Origin of the sequence: Bacillus cereus, assembly GCF_002577405.1 — a bacterium.
Lineage (GTDB): Bacteria > Bacillota > Bacilli > Bacillales > Bacillaceae_G > Bacillus_A > Bacillus_A cereus_AU.
In genome coordinates this window covers 14,886-32,291 of record NZ_NULR01000018.1, presented here as the reverse complement: position 1 = coordinate 32,291, position 17,406 = coordinate 14,886, and the positions used below count along the sequence as shown (strand labels likewise).

The window sequence follows — 17,406 nt, the reverse complement described above, 5'->3', positions numbered from 1 at the left end:
TTTCACATTTTATGGAAATGATATGTGTACAGTTTCCACATTATCCATCTAGGAGGAGTTTATATGTACAAAAAAATCGCAGTAAGTATGACGATGGCAGCATTATTATGCGGGATATCTATATTCCCTGCTTCCGCTGCTACGCCAAAAGAAGTAACAATGCACCACCATAAACCAATTTCAGAAGAAGAAATGCAGTCGCTCGAAAAACTCGGTTATAACAAACATGAAATTTGGAAAGCTGCCCACATTGCGAGAATCAGTAAAACAGAAATTAAAGACGTTTTAGCTTACTATAAACAAAATAAATCTTGGGAGAAAACGGCACAGCATTTTGGTGTGGATCCAAGTAAATTGAAAAAGCATCATATGAATAAAGAAACGAAAAAAGCACTGCTGCAACAGTTAGCAACTATGCAAAAATCTACACCAGACGGACTAAAACAAAAAATGAAAGAATATAATATCGGCTTGCGTCAGCTCACGGTATTAACAATCATTTCTCAAAAAAGTAATACACCTCTTGATGATGTACTAAAAATGAAAAAAGATGGAATGGACATTAAACAAATTGCAGAAAAATTAAATGTAAAAAAAGAAGATATAAGAGCGGAAATGATTAAATTAGTGAAGTCTATTAAAGAAAAGAAAACAAATTAACATGCCAAAAAGGAAGAGGTATTCACTACTCTTCCTTTTCTTTATGAACTTTCAAATTTGAAGTATAAATTCCCGTCTTTCCCAAAAACTAACACAAGTAAATGATGTATGTCAGGGGTGAGGAAATGTTTCGTTTATCATCTAAAAAGAAGAAAAAAACAGTCTGTTCTATTCCAGAGTTTATCCATACTATGAAAGAATCTAGTGATTTTGTTTCTTATAACATCGTAGAAGATGGGACGTTATGTTTGTTTTATTATAAATCTACAGCTGAATCACTCCTCATTAATCGATTCATTTTAACACCTATAAAAAAAGAGTTAGATCACATTGAAAATATAAGTGATATAACAAATATCGTCACACTCGAAGAGATTATCACCAACCCTTCTATTAATGATATTCGTGAAAAATTATTAGGTGGGTATGTACTCATACAGCTAAAAAAAGATTCTCACTCAGCGGAATATGCACTTATTCGTGCTGAAAGTTCAGTTGTAGGTACACGACTATATAACGATACCGAAAATGAATATAGTGTAATCGGGCCAAAAGTCGGATTTGTTGAAAATCTTGATACAAATACACACTTACTTCGCCGAAATATTGTAACGGAGCAATTAGTTTTCAAAGAAATTGCAGTTGGCTCTATATCAAAAACAAAGGTCGTAGTTGCCTACATCGAAGGCATTACAAATGAACAACACATCAATACTGCCATGCAGCGCCTACAAGACATTGACTTTGATGTTCCTTTCGATGCAACTATGATCGAACAGTTTATTAGTGATAATAGCAACTCCCCCTTCCCTGTTTTACTACCTACAGAGCGTTTAGATCGCTCCGTTTATGCGTTACTGAACGGAGGAGTTGTCATTTTAACAGACGGTTCACCATACGCATTAGCTGGACCAGCGACATTGCTCGATTTCTTCGTCTCGCCAGAAGATTATTATTTACCATGGATAGCAGGCTCATTTCTTAGAATGGTTCGTTTTTTCGGAGCTGCATTCTCTCTATTCTCTTCAGCTATTTATACAGCTGTATTAACGTATCACTATCAAATGATTCCAGCTGATTTACTTGGGCCAATTATTTATTCTAGAGCTAACGTACCATTTCCACCTATGTTAGAAGCACTTTTTTTAGAAATTACAATTGAATTACTGCGCGAGGCTGGAGCACGCTTACCGACTAAAGTCGGCCAAACGATTGGTATTGTTGGCGGGATTGTAATTGGGCAAGCATCTGTTGAGGCTGCTTTAACGAGTACTATTTTATTAATTGCGGTTGCGTTATCGGCGCTTGCATCTTTTACAACACCAACAGTAAAAATGTCTTCTACTATCCGGTTATTACGATTCCCTCTCATCATTTTAGCTGGAGCATTTGGCGGCGTAGGTCTTATCGTCGGATTCGTATTTATATTAGCTCATTTAATTCGCTTAAAATCACTTGGATCACCTTATTTATTACCTTTATACCCATTCCGCGGATTAGGGACAGCAGAAGGACTCCTTCGCTTACCATTTAGTCAAACTGCGGGACGTGCCTCTTTTCTAAGACCCAAAAAGAAATGGCGCTATGATCCAAACAAAGCGAAAGAAAAACGTGATGGTGAGGAGAAATGAAAAATATTTTATTATGCTTTTTCATTGTCATTTTAATTTTTCAATCTGGCTGTACACAACCGAATATAGTAGACACACAGCGAATTATTCATGTCAGTGGATTCGATATAATGAAGGATAAAAAATTTCGTGGGACAATTCTCTACCCTGATTACACAAGAGGCGTACAATCAAAACCAGAAACACAATCCACTACTGCTGGTACCCTCGAAACAATCTCTTCACTTCTAAATGCAAAATCGCCACATACAATCGCTATAGGTCAAATGCGTGTTGTCCTATTTGGAAAATCATTTGGCGAACGTGGAATTGGGGATGTTATTAACAACTTACAACGTGATCCTAACATAGGGCGGGATGTACAGTTAGCGCTTGTAGACGGTTCAACAGAAGAATTACTCAAGCATATTAAAACAAATGGATCGCTATATCTGTCTGATTTACTGGAGCAAAATATAGAAACCGAGACAATTCCTCGGACGCCTTTAAATGTTTTTTTATATAATTTTTATTCATCCGGAAGCGATCCATTTCTTCCTTATATTAAAGCGGATGAAGATAAATCTGCTTCCATTATAGGACTCGCTTTTTTAAAAAAAGATAAAGTAGTTATGTACACAGATAAAAAAGGATCTTTTTTATTCAAACTACTCATTAATCCAACTAAAAATGGACGCTACGAGGTTCCGATACGTCAAGGTAAACGTAAAGGCTTAATCGCAACTCAAAACCTATCCGGAAAGAGTGTTTGTTCTCTTTCCGATGCTGGCGATATTCCGAAAGTTCGCATTCGCCTAAAATTAAATGGACTCATAAAAAACGCTCCCGACTGGCTTGATTTAACAAAGAATAAAAATGTAACTTACGTAAAAAAACATGTTGAAACCACGCTTGAGGAACATTTGGACGAATTAATAAAACAATTCCAAGAAAAAGAAATCGATCCAATAGGTATACGTGAAGAAATTCGTAGTCACTCAAGAAAATGGAGCATGAAACAAATTCAAGACATGTATCCTAACGTAGACATTGCTGTTAATGTGGAGATTAATGTCGTACAATCTGGTATCGGAGAATAGTGAGGTGCTATCATGACTGAACAAGATAAAACACATACTGTTTCCCCTTATTTCACATTCCTTCTATTACACTCCCTTCAAATCGGAGTGGGTGTATTAGGATACCAAAGAATTATTGCGCAATATGCCGGTTATGATTCTTGGATTTCTCTTATTGTTGCCGGCATTGTAACTCATATCGTATTATTTTGCATGCTGAAAATGTTAGAAAAAGATAATGATTTAATGAATATTCATACGACATGTTTCGGAAAGTGGCTTGGAACTTTTTTTTCCGTATGCTTTGCTGTATACCTTCTATTATTTTGCCTTACTGTTCTTCGTACATATATTGAAGTTATTCAAGTTTGGGTCTTCCCTACAATTAAACCGTGGAAATTAACTTTATTATTTTTACTGGTGGTTTACTACGTAATTAAAGGTGGTTTTCGCTCTGTAACAGGAATGTGTTTTTGGGGCGTCATAATACCGATTTTCGTCCTATTTTTCTTAGCTTTCCCAATGAAATATGCACATGTCCGCAACATTTTCCCAATTCTAACTCATTCACCTTTAGAAATTTTAACTGCAACGAAAGCATCTGCATTAGAATTTCTCGGATTTGAAGCAATCCTTATTTTTTATCCATTTATTAAAAAAGGAAAATCGTTAAATAAATGGGCACATGGTGGTATTGCCTTTACAACTATTTTATATGTAGTACTAGCAATCGTGTCCCTCATGTACTATAGCCAAGGACAACTACATCATACAATTTGGCCAACATTAACGATGCTAAAAATCATTAAGATTCCTTTTATCCAAAGATTTGAGTACGTCATTATTTTCTTATGGTATCTAATTATTTTACCTAATCTTTGTTTAACAATTTGGTCTTCTTGTTGCATTAGTAAAAGATCTTTTCACATCCCTTTTAAAATCACACTGCCATTTTTTATCGTAGCCATATTTATTTCGTCCTTATTTTTCACAAACCGTGAAAGCATCCATATATTAAATACAGTACTCTCTCAGGCGGGCTTATATATTGTATACGCTTATATTCCGATTTTATTTCTATTTCATTCACTACGATGGCGCTTCAAAAATCAGTCGAAAAAATCTTCCCCCAACGCACCATGATATTTGATACAATTTGGTTAATACATTTGTAAAGGGGACAAGCGAATGAAAAAGTATGTATTTTCTTTACTTGCAGTACTGAGCCTAATTCTTGCTGGATGCGGGAGTACTAGTACAAATGACAAAAAATCTTCTGAATCAAAAGAAGAGCATGATCATGCCACGCACACTCAGCAAGCTGACATTCAAGAAAAAACAAAAGGAATCGACACACTTCCGGCCTTCCTAGACAAGCTTGATCCACAAATGAAAGAAATCTATACTGTCGCTGGACAAAATGCAGAACTATTAGATTGGATTCCATGTTACTGTGGTTGCGGTGAAAGTGTAGGACATAAAAATAATAAGAACTGCTTTATTCGTGAAATTAAAAAGAATGGTGAAGTTGTTTGGGATTCCCATGCAACGACTTGCGTTAATTGCTTAGAAATCGCGGTTGAATCTGCCTCGATGAAACAAAAAGGAAAATCAACGCTAGAAATTCGCAACTATATCGATAATAAATATAAAGAAGGGTATGGCAAACCAACGCCTACACCAATGCCAAAAGCTTAACAAAAACGAGGACATACCTCGTTTTTTCTTTTCATTCACATTTTATCTTAACAAATTCTTTCAAGTGTATTTCTCCTTACTTGTCACACACTATATATAACTCCTCAAGTAAGGAGGGTACACAGTGCAAACATATAACGACTATGATAAAGCTCTCTATTACACGTATTGCTGTAATTGGGACAAATTACTCGTTCTTATGGTTCAAACGAACGATCAATTATTTTCTAAGCGTATTGAGCATTTTTTACACGCTTATCAATACAGTAAAGAACTACCTGAAGTTGATAAACAATTGCAGCTCCTATTTCAATATATTGACCACGCATCCCAAAAGTCACATATAGAAGAAGTAGAGCAAATTCAAATGTAAAATATAGCGCTATTCTCTTGCAGAGAATGGCGCTTTTTTAAAATGTTTATATCAATAAAAGTTTTTCCTTATAAAACTTTTATTGATAAACATATTTTTTCTTTCTTTTCTGTACTACTTCATACTATAATTTAGTATGTAACTATTATAAGAGAGGTATAAAATATGGAACGAGAAAAAAAGCAAGAATATGCTTTACTTACCGCGTGGGGAGCTTCTTTTATCGCTACATTAGGAAGTCTATACTTTTCCGAAATCATGAAATTTGAGCCTTGTGTCCTTTGTTGGTATCAACGTATTTTTATGTATCCATTCGTTTTATGGCTCGGTATCGCTGTAGTAAAAAAAGACTATCGCATCGCAAGTTATTCTTTACCAATCGCAAGTATTGGTGCTTGTATTTCTTTATATCACTATGCAATTCAAAAAATCGCAGCATTTTCAGCTGCTGGGGCGGCTTGCGGTCGTGTACCTTGTACGGGAGAATACATAAACTGGTTCGGCTTTGTGACAATCCCGTTTTTAGCACTTATCGGCTTTATCACAATCGCTGTTTGTAGCTTTATTGTAATCAAAAACAAATAAGGAGATGAAAGAATGAAAAAAATACTTATATTTGGCGGTATTATTATCGCTTTGTTCGCAGCACTGACTGCTGTGACACAAATGGAAAAGAAAAACGCACCGACAAGTCAAAGTCAAAAACTTAATAACACTACTAGTAGTCCAGCAGACGGTCCTGACTACTACACAAACAAAATTTCTCTTTCAGATCTCCAAAAGAATTTAAAAGAGAAAAAAGAAGAAACAGTATACTTTTATCAAACATCTTGCGTTCATTGCCAAAAATTATCTCCTATCGTAGTACCAATGGCGAAAGACTTAAATGTTGATATGAAAGTTATGGATATTGAAAAATTAGATGCTCCTTGGGATGAATATAAAATTACAGGCACTCCAACAATCATTCATTTTAAAGATGGCAAGGAAGTGAGCCGTATTAGCGGCGAACAACCGAAAGACAAATTAAAAGAATGGCTTGAACAAACGAAGAAATAACGAGAAAAGGAAACTCCTTCTATACATGAAATGCTTGTAAAATCCCACACTAATGTATAAGGAGGGGGTTTTATGCCAGAAGTGAAATGCTCTGTTTCCAATTGCTCATTTTGGGGACAAGGTAACTTTTGTCAAGCAAGTGCAATCGTTGTTCAGCCTGATGCACAAGAAACAGATCAAATTGAAAACAGTTCGTATACAGGTGCTACTTTAACAAACGAGACGCTTGAAAGTTCTGTAACAACGAGTGTAGAGACTTGTTGTCATACGTTTAAGCCCAAATATTAAACATAAAAGCATACGATTAATCGTATGCTTTTTACATTCCTCTCCAAAAATCATGCATCATAAAAAAGTACAAAATAACGAGAACTACCGTCCCGCATAGGGTAATGCGCCGATATATACTCTTCTCCCCTTCCCTCGCTTTAACAAATGCCCAAATAAATCCGAAGAACAATATTAAATCAACATATGGAACATAAAAAGAAAAGACGAGAAACGCATACAAATACACGATAAATAAACAGGTCGTTACTAAGAAAACTTTAAATGCAAATTCACTTTTCATAACGTAACTGCCCCCAATCTGTACTGTATTATATTCAGCAAAATATAATAGTTGCTGTTTCATTTTTTCATTCTGCTACTTGCAAGCATCCCGACTAGTATGGACAAAATGTATCTTCATTCACTTAATTACAAATAAGCTACCGCCTATACACGGTAGCTCTTACAGTACATTATATTTCCGCTTATATATATTACTTAAAATCGAAGAAGGAATTTGCTCATAACGAATTTTTTCTCCTGTTTCATCTACAATATACAAATTGTTTCCTATATAATATATTCCATCTTTTCGTTTAGAATACACGGCATACCTTTCATTCGGTAATACCGTTTTCACTTTTGTTAGCTGCCCATTTGGTTCTTGCCAATATATATCGACACGGTCTACTAACGTAAGCATTCCAATTTTCTCTTCTTCTACTTTACGACCATTCCAGCTCACAACGCGGTAACCCAGCTTATTCGCTTCATATTCAGGGCTCGTATGAAAACGAGAAATGATTACTTTTGTCTGTAATTGTACTCTGTCATATAGCCATTGTATATCCCGGTCATGCATGCGAATACAACCATTTGATTCCCTACTTCCAATTGTCCATTCCCTATTTGTCCCGTGAATCGCATACTCTTTTTCATCTAGTCCAAGCCACCTTGTACCGAGAGGATTGTTCGGTGCACCCCCAGCTATTTTCTTTCGATGATAGTCCTTATTTTTATATTTAGTTATAATACAAAAATTCCCTTCAGGCGTCGGGGTACTGTCCCTTCCAGTCGTTATTGGAAATGTTCTCGTATAGTTTCCATCTTCAAAAAAAGATAGCTGATTCGTCGTAAGATTCACTAAAATCAAATGATCTGTATTAGCAAAAGCGCTAGCTGGTAGGTAGAAAAATAGGATTACGATAAACAATACTTTCTTCATCTACATCCTCCCTAGCACTAGTATGATAATAGATGCAATTAGCTTTACTTTGCTCTTATAAATGAAAACTATCCATTTACAATAACGCCTCCGTTTACATGTATCATTTGCCCTGTCACATATGTGGAATCACTAGACGCTAAATATACATACGCAGGTGCTAATTCATATGGTTGACCAGGCCTTTGCATCGGAACATTACTCCCGAACTGTGATACTTTCTTCTCATCAAAGCTTGATGGGATAAGTGGCGTCCAAATTGGTCCTGGTGCCACACCATTTACACGAATACCTTTTTGCACTAACGACTGAGAAAGCGATCTTGTAAAAGCTACAATCGCTCCTTTCGTTGCAGAATAATCAATTAACGTTTCATTTCCTTCATACGCAACAATAGATGCCGTATTTATAATGACATCTCCTTGTTTTAAGTGAGAAAGTGCTGCTTTCGTAACATGGAAATAAGAAAAAATATTAATCCGAAACGTTTTTTCTAGCTGTTCCGCTGTAATATACTCTAAGCCTTGCTGCGGATATTGCTGTGCGACGTTATTCACAACAATATTTAAACTGCCTAGCTTTGAAACAGTCTCTTCCACAATATCTTTACAATGTTGTTCATTACTTAAATCCCCCGGCAACAACAGACACTTCACGCCTTCTTTTTCAACTCGTTGTTTCGTCTCATTTGCATCTTCTTCCTCATCTAAATAAGCAATTGCTATATTTGCTCCCTCTTTTGCAAAAGCGATAGACACAGCTCGTCCAATTCCGCTATCTCCCCCTGTAATTAATATATTCTTTCCTTTTAACTTTTCGCTTCCTTTATAATTTGGATCTTCAAACTTTGGAAGAGGATTCATTAACGATTCAATACCAGGCTGTTTATTTTGATGCTGCGCTGGCATTGTTAAAAAGTTTTTTTGCTGCGGCATAACTTCCTTCAACTCCTTTTCTCTTATAATGTGCACAATTATAAAAACTACTTACACATTAAAAAACCGCAATTCATAAGCAACCATACGGTTAATATTCGAATTTAAGACATAAAATATGAATTGTTCTAAAGTTTTTATGCAAAACTATTGCAAAATACATAAAAAACGAATATTATATATAACTGTTGTGGAAATTATTCGTAAAAAGAAAGGATGTTTATATGTTTAACCTTTCAAAACATAAAACTTCTATTAAAACTGAAATTATGGCGGGTATTATTACCTTCTTAACAATGGCATATATTATTGTCGTAAACCCTGTCATCCTTGGTGATGCAGGTGTTCCATTCGAACAAGCATTTACAGCAACAATTATCGCTGCTGTTGTCGGAACATTATTTATGGCGCTCTTTACAAACTTACCAATCGCAATTGCACCGGGTATGGGATTAAATGCTTACTTCTCTTACTCTGTTGTAAAGGCTCATGAAGGCATGACTTTCGCAATTGCATTCTCTGCTGTATTCGTAGCAGGTATGATTTTAATTTTGTTATCATTTACATCATTCCGTACAAAATTAATGGAAGTAATTCCTGAAAACTTAAAACATGCACTTACTGCTGGTATCGGTCTTTTTATCGCTTTTATCGGTTTACGCTTAACAGGAATTGTAACCCAACATGACTCTAACTTAGTTGGACTTGGTGATCTTCATTCCCCTCCTGTTTTACTAGCATTAGCTGGTCTTGGAATTACAATTATCCTTATGTCTTTAAATATAAACGGGGCACTATTTATCGGAATGTTATTAACTGGGATTATCGCTTACTTCACAGGTCAATTAACATTTTCAAATGGCGTTACCTCAATGCCTGGATTACCAGAAGGAATTATCGTTGCAAATCCAATTACTGCTGTATCTGATGTAATTAACTACGGATTATACGGCGTTGTGTTCTCCTTCTTCCTTGTTACACTATTTGATACAACAGGTACACTGCTTGGCGTTGCACAACAAGGTGGATTTATGAAAGATGGAAAACTTCCTAAATCAGGACGAGCACTTTTAGCTGATTCTTTCTCTGCAACAATTGGAGCTATGTTCGGAACAACACCATCAACAGCTTACATTGAATCATCTGCTGGTGTTGCAGCTGGTGGACGTACTGGTTTAACAACCGTTACAGTAGCTGTACTATTTGCAGTAGCAGCATTCTTCGGACCTTTAGTGAGCGCTGTTTCTGGCGTATCAGCTATTACAGCACCATCACTAATTATCGTTGGTAGTCTTATGATGGGTTCAGTTCGATATATTGATTGGGACACATTCGATGAAGCATTCCCAGCATTCTTAGTAATCTTAAGCATGCCACTTACATCAAGTATTTCAACAGGGATTGCACTTGGATTTATTTCATACCCACTTATGAAAGTGGCAAAAGGACAATTCCGCGCTGTTCATCCACTTATATATTTATTTGGAATTTTGTTTGCTTATCAATTGGTATTCTTACCACATTAAAATCCCTCTTTGTGAGGGATTTTTTTATAAATAAAAAAGTAGAGCATCAAATTCCGATGCTCTACTTTCCTTTTGCAACAATCATACGAACTACTTTCAATGCAAGAAGTAAGGAAAAGTTCGCTATGGCTGTCCTTTGTTGTTCTCCTCCTGATAACTCGTAAAGATATTTATTTATATGCTTCTCCAAACCTACCATCTCAAACATTCTTTTTAATATTTGCATACGTTTCTTATGAGAAATTCTCCTATATAAGTGGAAGCATTACATTTTTAAAAAGTAACGTATGTAGCAATACAAAAAAGACTGCGGAGAACTCCTTCTCCACAGCCTAATTATTATTTTTGCAAAAACGCCTGTAAATCCGCAAATTGTCTTTTTGCATCTTCATAACCTTGTTCATATAAACTTTGTAATTTCGCCTTATCTTTTTCCATACGATCTACTTGAAGCGGCAATTCTGGACGAATAACAAATAAATTACCAGCTTGCTCTTCTTTTTCAATGTAGTGAAGTGTTTCATTATACACTTCATAACGAGTTAGCATCGTATTTACAAGGTTCGGATACTTTTTATAAGCTTTCGCAGCAACCCAGCCAAATTTTGATTTTTTCTTCGCGTAACCATGGTTTCTCGTTAAAATAACGACTGATTTTTCAAATCCATCTTCCTGTGCTTTACGAACTGGAATTGGATCTGAAATCCCGCCATCTAATAATTGCTTACCTTGGTAGTTTACTACTGGTGCAATGAATGGTAATGAACTAGATGCTTGCAATAAATTCAATGTATCTTCATTCGTACCTTCTTTTTCAAAATAAGCAGGCTTTCCTGTTTCACAATCTGTCGTCCCTACAAGAAAGCGTTCTGGACTATTAAAATATGTGTCAAAATCAAATGGGACATGTTTTTCTGGAATTTCATGAAAAATGAAATCCATATCAAATAACTGACGCTTTTTCCACAAGTTTTTATACGATAAATACTTCGGATGTGATGCATAATCAATATTTACTGTCTTATTTCTATTTCTTTGCCTGGAAAGATACGACGCTGCATGACAAGCACCAGCTGATACACCGATTACATATGGAAAATATAAATCTTGTTCCATAAAGTATTCTAGTATCCCGCCCGTATATACACCACGCATACCGCCGCCTTCTAATACTAACCCTGTATTTTCAAGCATGCTACTCTCTCCTCTTTATATATTAACTCTTTAATTATTCACTATGTTAAGTATCTTTTTCTATTATATATGAGTTCTTTCAGAAATTATATTCAAAAGGCTTGAAAAAATATTTTTCGTCCACAGTCTTATACATGATAAAAACACGCACAAGGCAAAATAGAGACTACCAAAAAAGATAGCCTCTATATTAAGCTCTTTGATCCGCCACAATATGAATATCGATATACTTCGTTTCTCTCATAATTTCATTTACAATAGAACCTTTTCGAATTTCTTCCCAACGCGTTCTTGCCGATTGTCCGAGTAAAATTTGCGTTACTTGTAATCTTTTCGCGACTTCAATAATAACATCTGCTGGCTTTCTTCCTTTCGCTTCTTCTAATACAAAGCTCGCATCAAATTGATTCGTCAGCGATTTCCACTCTTCAATTGTTTGCTTTTTTCCTGCTGAAAGAGAATCTATATTTTCTCTTTCAACGTTTAATACATACAATTCAGCATTTAACCGATCAGCCATGCGCCAACCTCTCCGTATTAATTTCTCCGCTGTTGAACTGTATTGCACACAAACGAGAATTTTTTCTTTCACACCGATTGGCTCTATTACTGTTTGACTAATTTTCTCATCCATATCATCTGCAACTTCACGAAGCGATAATTCCCTAAGTGCTCCTAAATTATTAAGTGTAAAGAAATTTTGTAAGCTTTGCTGAATTTTTTCTTCCTTATATATCTTTCCATCTATTAATCTCTTCCTTAGTACCTCAGGCGTTGCATCAACGAGCTGAATTTCGTTTGCTTTTTGCAAAATAAAATCTGGAATACGTTCTCTTACTTTTACATTTGTAATTTGAGCTACAATGTCATGAACGCTTTCTAAATGTTGAATATTAAACGCTGATAATACGGATATACCGGCATCTAACAATTCCTGCACATCCATATAACGTTTCTTATTTTTCGATCCGGGAATATTACTATGCGCAAGTTCATCCACAACAACAATTTGCGGCGCACGCTTTATAATTCCTTCCACATCAAGTTCATAAAATACTTTCCCTTTATAATCTATTTCTTTTAAAGGAATCTTCTCTAAATCAGCAATTGCTTCTTCTGTCTCGATTCTCCCATGTGTTTCAATTAAACCAATCACAATATCCATACCATCTTTTTTCATCTCTCTTGCATCAAAGAGCATTTTATAACTTTTCCCTACTCCTGGGGCAGCCCCTACGTATAGCTTTAACTTTCCGCGATTTTGTTGCCTAATGTATTCTAAATATTCCTCTGGCGTTCGCCTTTGAAACTTCGGTTTATAGTCATCCGCATACAAAACACTCGCACCCTTTCTTTCGAAACAACACTACCTCAATCCGTTAGATTGAGGTAGCACTGTTACTATTTTATTAATTTCTGTAATTCTAAATTTAACTTTAAGACGTTTACGCGATCTTCTCCAAATAAACCGAGTGCAGCGCCTTCTGTTTGCTCCTTAATCAACTGATCCAGTTTTTCTTTCGGAATATTCGTTATTTTCGAGATGCGATCTACCTGCACAGAAGCCGCCTTCGGACTAATATCAGGATCAAGCCCTGAACCTGAATTCGTCACTAAATCTATCGGTACTTCTGTAACTGGAACCGTTGGATTTTGTTTCTTCCAGTCTTCAATACTTTTCTCAACTCGTTTTGCTAAATCTGGATTAGACGGTGCATAGTTATTTGAACCAGATGCTTCTGCTTTATATTCTATACTAGAGACACGTCCATGAAAATAACGTGGATCTGTGAAATTTTGACCGATTAATTTTGAACCAACTACTTCACCTTTATCATTATATATAAGACTTCCATCCGCATTATCCTTCATTACCGCTTGTGCAATCCCAGTTACAATAAGCGGATATACAAGACCGCACAACACTAAAAATGTAAAAGTAACACGGACAATCGGTGCTAGTATACTTTGTTTCTTCGCCATCTTTTTCCCCTCTTCCTTATATGAACAAGCCGACAATCATATCAATTACTTTAATTCCAATGAACGGAACGATAACTCCGCCAAGCCCATAAATGAGTAAGTTTCTGCTAAGCAATGCATTAGAGCTCATCGGTTTATATGCGATTCCTTTCATCGCTAGTGGAATAAGTAATGGAATAATAACTGCATTAAATATTAATGCTGATAAGATTGCTGACAGTGGTGATGTTAATTTCATAATGTTCAATGCTTCCATTTGCGGAATTGCCAGTGTAAACATCGCCGGAATGATTGCAAAATATTTCGCAATATCATTCGCAATACTAAACGTCGTTAACGCACCACGTGTCATTAACAATTGCTTACCGATTCCTACAACTTCAATAATTTTTGTTGGGTTCGAATCTAAATCAATCATATTCGCTGCTTCTTTCGCAGCTGTCGTCCCACTATTCATCGCTAACCCAACGTCCGCTTGCGCTAAAGCCGGAGCATCATTTGTACCATCACCTGTCATTGCTACAAGTTTCCCTTTATCTTGCTCTGCTTTAATAACCGCAATTTTATCTTCTGGTTTACACTCAGCAACGAATTCATCTACTCCAGCTTCTTTTGCAATTGTCGCTGCTGTTAACGGATTATCACCTGTACACATAACTGTTTTAATCCCCATTTGGCGCAATTGTTCAAAGCGCTCACGCATACCAGGTTTTACTGTATCCTTTAAATAAATTAAACCGTAAATACGATCATCTACTGCAACTACAAGTGGTGTCCCGCCCTCTTTTGAAATAAAATCTGCTTTTTGATTTACATCTTTCGGAATCGCTCCGCCTTGTGATCGAACCCACTCAATAACGGCACCGACAGCACCTTTTCTCACTTTCGTTCCGTCCTGTAAATCAACACCACTCATTCTCGTCTCTGCTTTAAACGGAACAAATTCACCTTGTTCTGCAAGTTCTCTATTATATGATATAGATTTCGCTTGCACATATTCGATAACAGATCGACCTTCTGGCGTTTCATCTAAAACTGAGCTAATAGCAGCCCATTTTCCTACTTGCTCAATCGTTTCATTCCCTACAGGAAGCAATGTATGTGCCATCCGGTTCCCGAACGTAATAGTACCTGTTTTATCTAAAATAATTGTATTAATATCACCAGCAGCTTCTACTGCTTTACCTGACATTGCTAGCACGTTAAACTTTGTCACACGGTCCATTCCAGCAATACCAATCGCTGATAATAAACCACCAATTGTCGTTGGAATTAAACAAACTAACAGCGCTACAAGTACAGCTGTATCAATTTGAAACCCTAAATAATTTGTAAAAATCGGCAACGTCACAACAACAATTAAGAAAATAAGCGTTAAACTCGTTAATACTGTATTTAAAGCAATTTCATTCGGCGTTTTTTGACGGGCAGCCCCTTCTACTAAAGAAATCATTTTATCAATAAATGATTCACCAGGGTTACTCGTAATTACAATCGTAATCTCATCACTTACGACCATCGTTCCGCCTGTTACGGAACAAAAATCACCACCAGCTTCTTTTATCACAGGAGCTGACTCTCCTGTAATTGCAGATTCATCAACAGACGCTAATCCTTTAATAACTTCACCATCATTCGGAATCATTTCTCCTTGTTTTACAATAACAACGTCACCTTTTCTTAGATCAGTTGCTGAAACTTGAACAATGTCTCCATTTTCTTTTACAACATTTGCAAACACATCTTTCTTCGATTGTTTTAAAGAATCAGCTTGTGCTTTACCACGACCTTCAGCTAACGCTTCTGCAAAGTTCGCAAATAAAACTGTAAATAATAGAATGAGAGAAACTGTTATATTAAACCACCCTGGTACACTACTAGAACTGCTTGGAAGAAAGGATAAAATTAACGTAATGATAAATCCAATTTCTACAACGAACATAATCGGATTTTTTATCATGACTTTCGGATTCAATTTCGCAAAGGATTGTTTCATCGCATGTTTTACGATATCACGATCCATCGTTTTCGCTTGTCTAACCTCATCTTCTACAGCATGTACTTGTGGTTCGTTCACTCTTTTTTCTTTTACTACTACCGGTCTCATCATTTACCCTCCATTACTTCAATGTAAGAAATTCTGCAATTGGGCCAAGTACTAACATCGGGAAGAATGTTAACGCTCCAACAATTACAATCGTTCCGATGAAAATCCCTCCAAACAAACCATTATCTGTACGGAACGTTCCAACTGTTTCTGGCACTACCGTTTTTTCTTTCAGCGAAGATGCCACAGCTAGCATCGTAATTAAACTGAAATAGCGTCCTAAAAACATAACTAAACCAGTCGTAATATTCCAAAATGGTGTATTATCTGCTAATCCTTCAAATCCAGATCCGTTATTCGCAGCTGACGATGTGTATTCATATACAACTTGCGTTAAACCGTGGAAACCTGAATGAGAAATGGCATCCGTTCCTAAACTTGTTGAAAGAGCTAATGCTGAAAATCCTAAAATAAGCAATGGATGAAATAATATCGTTACCGCAATTAATTTCATTTCCTTACCTTCAATTTTCTTACCTAAAAACTCTGGTGTCCGCCCTACCATTAACCCAGATATAAAGACCGCAATAATCGCATACATAATAATGTTAACAAAGCCTGCTCCAACGCCGCCGTATACTGTATTTAACATCATATTTACGAGTGGTACTAGCCCGCCAATTGGCGTTAACGTATCATGCATCGTATTAACGGCCCCTGTTTCAGCAGCTGTCGTAACTGTCGCATAAAGGGAAGAAAATACTGTACCAAATCGTACTTCTTTTCCTTCTGTACTTCCTTGTACATGTTCGATACCCATTCCATTTAACGCTGGATTCCCATTTAATTCAGCTGTAGTAATCGTTATAAATCCTAGTAAAAACACCATAAATAGTGATACGAAAAGGATACGCCCTTGCTTTTTATTCCCTACCATTCGTCCGTACGTAAATGGAAGTGCCGTTGGTAATAACATCATAAGCATCATTTGCAAAATATTACTCATTTGTCCTGGATTTTCGAAAGGATGTGTAGAATTTGCCCCGAAAAATCCACCGCCGTTATTTCCAAGTTCCTTAATGGAAACGAATGATGCAACAGGCCCACGTAAAATACTTTGTTTTGCGCCTTCAATTGTTTGTGCTGTAACTGCTCCGTCTAACGTTTGTGGTACACCAAGTGCGACAAAGACTAGTGCTGCGACAAATGCGATAGGAAGAAATACTCTCGTTAATGCTCTCGTAAAATCTACGAAAAAGTTACCAAGTTCTTTTCCAGCAAGCCCTCTTATAAATGCCATAACAAGCGCTAACGTCGTTGCTGGTGCCGCAAACATTAAAAACGTAATCCCAATTAATTGCGATAAATAAGATAAACCATTTTCACCGCTATAATGCTGTAAGTTTGTATCAGCCATAAAACTAATTGCTGTATTAAAAGCGAGCGTAGGCTCCATCCCTTCAATATGCGCTGGATTTAGTGGCAGCACACCTTGTAATCTGAAAATGAAGTATACGACAACGATCATAAATCCATTTAATAAAACTAATGATAATGCGTACTGTTTCCACGTTTGATTGTATGCTTTTACACCCGTAATTTTAAAAATAAGTTTTTCAAAAGGCCCGAATACTTTATCTAACGTTTTACTACCTTGAAAAGCTTTTTCTAAATAAATCCCCGTTGGCTTTGCTACTAAAATAAACAAGAGCATTGTAATAATGACTGCAACCCAAATCATAATGAA

General features: G+C 36.3%; 18 protein-coding genes and 1 pseudogene. 10 read left to right on the top strand and 9 right to left on the bottom strand.

The features are described 5' to 3' along the window. Positions 1–63 precede the first annotated feature (63 nt). The 9 genes from COC96_RS21445 to COC96_RS21405 all read left to right on the top strand — a co-directional run bounded on the left by COC96_RS21445 (position 64) and on the right by COC96_RS21405 (position 6,767). Positions 64–660, top strand: coding sequence for a hypothetical protein (locus COC96_RS21445; RefSeq protein WP_098769308.1), 597 nt, complete (start codon positions 64–66; stop codon positions 658–660). Between the two features lie 125 nt (positions 661–785). After that, a complete protein-coding gene (locus tag COC96_RS21440) occupies positions 786–2,291 on the top strand; it encodes a spore germination protein (RefSeq protein WP_098268689.1) in 1,506 nt (501 codons plus the stop codon). After that, positions 2,288–3,370, top strand: coding sequence for a spore germination protein GerYC (gerYC, locus tag COC96_RS21435; RefSeq protein WP_098268688.1), 1,083 nt, complete (start codon positions 2,288–2,290; stop codon positions 3,368–3,370). Before COC96_RS21440 ends, gerYC begins: the two co-directional genes overlap by 4 nt. A 12-nt stretch (positions 3,371–3,382) precedes the next feature. Then, positions 3,383–4,492, top strand: a complete 1,110-nt coding sequence (locus tag COC96_RS21430) for a GerAB/ArcD/ProY family transporter (protein WP_098769307.1) — start codon at positions 3,383–3,385, stop codon at positions 4,490–4,492. A 45-nt stretch (positions 4,493–4,537) separates the two neighbouring features. Then, entirely contained in the window at positions 4,538–5,047 is a 510-nt protein-coding gene (locus COC96_RS21425; RefSeq protein WP_071711548.1) for a PCYCGC domain-containing protein, read from the top strand. 124 nt (positions 5,048–5,171) lie between these two features. Beyond that, entirely contained in the window at positions 5,172–5,420 is a 249-nt protein-coding gene (locus tag COC96_RS21420; RefSeq protein WP_001195458.1) for a YhdB family protein, read from the top strand. A 165-nt stretch (positions 5,421–5,585) separates the two neighbouring features. After that, positions 5,586–6,005, top strand: a complete 420-nt coding sequence (locus tag COC96_RS21415) for a disulfide formation protein C (protein ID WP_087971093.1) — start codon at positions 5,586–5,588, stop codon at positions 6,003–6,005. Positions 6,006–6,017: 12 nt separating this feature from the next. Further along, positions 6,018–6,479, top strand: a complete 462-nt coding sequence (locus COC96_RS21410) for a thioredoxin family protein (RefSeq protein WP_098769306.1) — start codon at positions 6,018–6,020, stop codon at positions 6,477–6,479. A 72-nt stretch (positions 6,480–6,551) separates the two neighbouring features. Continuing rightward, a complete protein-coding gene (locus COC96_RS21405; RefSeq protein WP_098268686.1) occupies positions 6,552–6,767 on the top strand; it encodes a DUF1540 domain-containing protein in 216 nt (71 codons plus the stop codon). A 31-nt stretch (positions 6,768–6,798) separates the two neighbouring features. On the opposite strand, the gene COC96_RS21400 is transcribed toward COC96_RS21405, so the two are convergent. The 3 genes from COC96_RS21400 to COC96_RS21390 form a co-directional block, all read right to left on the bottom strand. Next, a complete protein-coding gene (locus COC96_RS21400; RefSeq protein WP_000834197.1) occupies positions 6,799–7,050 on the bottom strand; it encodes a hypothetical protein in 252 nt (83 codons plus the stop codon). Between the two features lie 162 nt (positions 7,051–7,212). After that, a complete protein-coding gene (locus COC96_RS21395; protein WP_098268685.1) occupies positions 7,213–7,974 on the bottom strand; it encodes a L,D-transpeptidase in 762 nt (253 codons plus the stop codon). 68 nt (positions 7,975–8,042) lie between these two features. Beyond that, the gene (locus tag COC96_RS21390; protein WP_098769305.1) at positions 8,043–8,909 is read right to left on the bottom strand and encodes an SDR family oxidoreductase; all 867 of its coding nucleotides are present in this window, start codon (positions 8,907–8,909) and stop codon (positions 8,043–8,045) included. 224 nt (positions 8,910–9,133) lie between these two features. Here COC96_RS21390 and COC96_RS21385 point away from each other — a divergent pair, with 224 nt between their 5' ends. Beyond that, positions 9,134–10,435, top strand: coding sequence for an NCS2 family permease (locus COC96_RS21385; protein ID WP_098268683.1), 1,302 nt, complete (start codon positions 9,134–9,136; stop codon positions 10,433–10,435). A gap of 121 nt (positions 10,436–10,556) precedes the next feature. On the opposite strand, the pseudogene COC96_RS21380 reads toward COC96_RS21385, so the two are convergent. The 6 genes and pseudogenes from COC96_RS21380 to kdpA all read right to left on the bottom strand — a co-directional run. Further along, positions 10,557–10,710 (bottom strand): annotated as a pseudogene (locus COC96_RS21380) (ABC transporter ATP-binding protein); the annotation flags it as partial. Between the two features lie 64 nt (positions 10,711–10,774). Continuing rightward, positions 10,775–11,629 carry a patatin-like phospholipase family protein gene (locus COC96_RS21375; RefSeq protein ID WP_098769304.1) on the bottom strand — a complete coding sequence of 285 codons (855 nt, stop codon included), beginning with the start codon at positions 11,627–11,629 and terminating at the stop codon, positions 10,775–10,777. 190 nt (positions 11,630–11,819) lie between these two features. Next, on the bottom strand, positions 11,820–12,965 hold the full coding sequence (gene kdpDN, locus COC96_RS21370) for a KdpD-like non-kinase potassium sensor (RefSeq protein ID WP_098268681.1): 1,146 nt from the start codon (positions 12,963–12,965) through the stop codon (positions 11,820–11,822). Positions 12,966–13,030: 65 nt separating this feature from the next. Next, positions 13,031–13,612: a K(+)-transporting ATPase subunit C gene (gene kdpC / locus COC96_RS21365; protein ID WP_098268680.1), complete on the bottom strand. Its 582-nt coding sequence runs from the start codon at positions 13,610–13,612 to the stop codon at positions 13,031–13,033. A gap of 16 nt (positions 13,613–13,628) precedes the next feature. After that, positions 13,629–15,719: a potassium-transporting ATPase subunit KdpB gene (gene kdpB / locus COC96_RS21360; protein WP_142340027.1), complete on the bottom strand. Its 2,091-nt coding sequence runs from the start codon at positions 15,717–15,719 to the stop codon at positions 13,629–13,631. 13 nt (positions 15,720–15,732) lie between these two features. Then, complete coding sequence (kdpA, locus tag COC96_RS21355; protein ID WP_098769302.1) at positions 15,733–17,400, bottom strand: potassium-transporting ATPase subunit KdpA; 1,668 nt, start codon at positions 17,398–17,400, stop codon at positions 15,733–15,735. Between the last annotated feature and the right edge of the window lie 6 nt (positions 17,401–17,406).

Bases quoted from the DNA above. Each gene is read 5' to 3' on its own strand.
- COC96_RS21445 (WP_098769308.1), top strand. From the start codon at position 64: ATGTACAAAAAAATCGCAGTAAGTATGACGATGGCAGCATTATTATGC.
- COC96_RS21440 (WP_098268689.1), top strand. From the start codon at position 786: ATGTTTCGTTTATCATCTAAAAAGAAGAAAAAAACAGTCTGTTCTATT.
- gerYC (WP_098268688.1), top strand. From the start codon at position 2,288: ATGAAAAATATTTTATTATGCTTTTTCATTGTCATTTTAATTTTTCAA.
- COC96_RS21430 (WP_098769307.1), top strand. From the start codon at position 3,383: ATGACTGAACAAGATAAAACACATACTGTTTCCCCTTATTTCACATTC.
- COC96_RS21425 (WP_071711548.1), top strand. From the start codon at position 4,538: ATGAAAAAGTATGTATTTTCTTTACTTGCAGTACTGAGCCTAATTCTT.
- COC96_RS21415 (WP_087971093.1), top strand. From the start codon at position 5,586: ATGGAACGAGAAAAAAAGCAAGAATATGCTTTACTTACCGCGTGGGGA.
- COC96_RS21410 (WP_098769306.1), top strand. From the start codon at position 6,018: ATGAAAAAAATACTTATATTTGGCGGTATTATTATCGCTTTGTTCGCA.
- COC96_RS21405 (WP_098268686.1), top strand. From the start codon at position 6,552: ATGCCAGAAGTGAAATGCTCTGTTTCCAATTGCTCATTTTGGGGACAA.
- COC96_RS21400 (WP_000834197.1), bottom strand. From the start codon at position 7,050: ATGAAAAGTGAATTTGCATTTAAAGTTTTCTTAGTAACGACCTGTTTA.
- COC96_RS21395 (WP_098268685.1), bottom strand. From the start codon at position 7,974: ATGAAGAAAGTATTGTTTATCGTAATCCTATTTTTCTACCTACCAGCT.
- COC96_RS21390 (WP_098769305.1), bottom strand. From the start codon at position 8,909: ATGCCGCAGCAAAAAAACTTTTTAACAATGCCAGCGCAGCATCAAAAT.
- COC96_RS21385 (WP_098268683.1), top strand. From the start codon at position 9,134: ATGTTTAACCTTTCAAAACATAAAACTTCTATTAAAACTGAAATTATG.
- COC96_RS21375 (WP_098769304.1), bottom strand. From the start codon at position 11,629: ATGCTTGAAAATACAGGGTTAGTATTAGAAGGCGGCGGTATGCGTGGT.
- kdpC (WP_098268680.1), bottom strand. From the start codon at position 13,612: ATGGCGAAGAAACAAAGTATACTAGCACCGATTGTCCGTGTTACTTTT.
- kdpB (WP_142340027.1), bottom strand. From the start codon at position 15,719: ATGAGACCGGTAGTAGTAAAAGAAAAAAGAGTGAACGAACCACAAGTA.
- kdpA (WP_098769302.1), bottom strand. From the start codon at position 17,400: ATGATTTGGGTTGCAGTCATTATTACAATGCTCTTGTTTATTTTAGTA.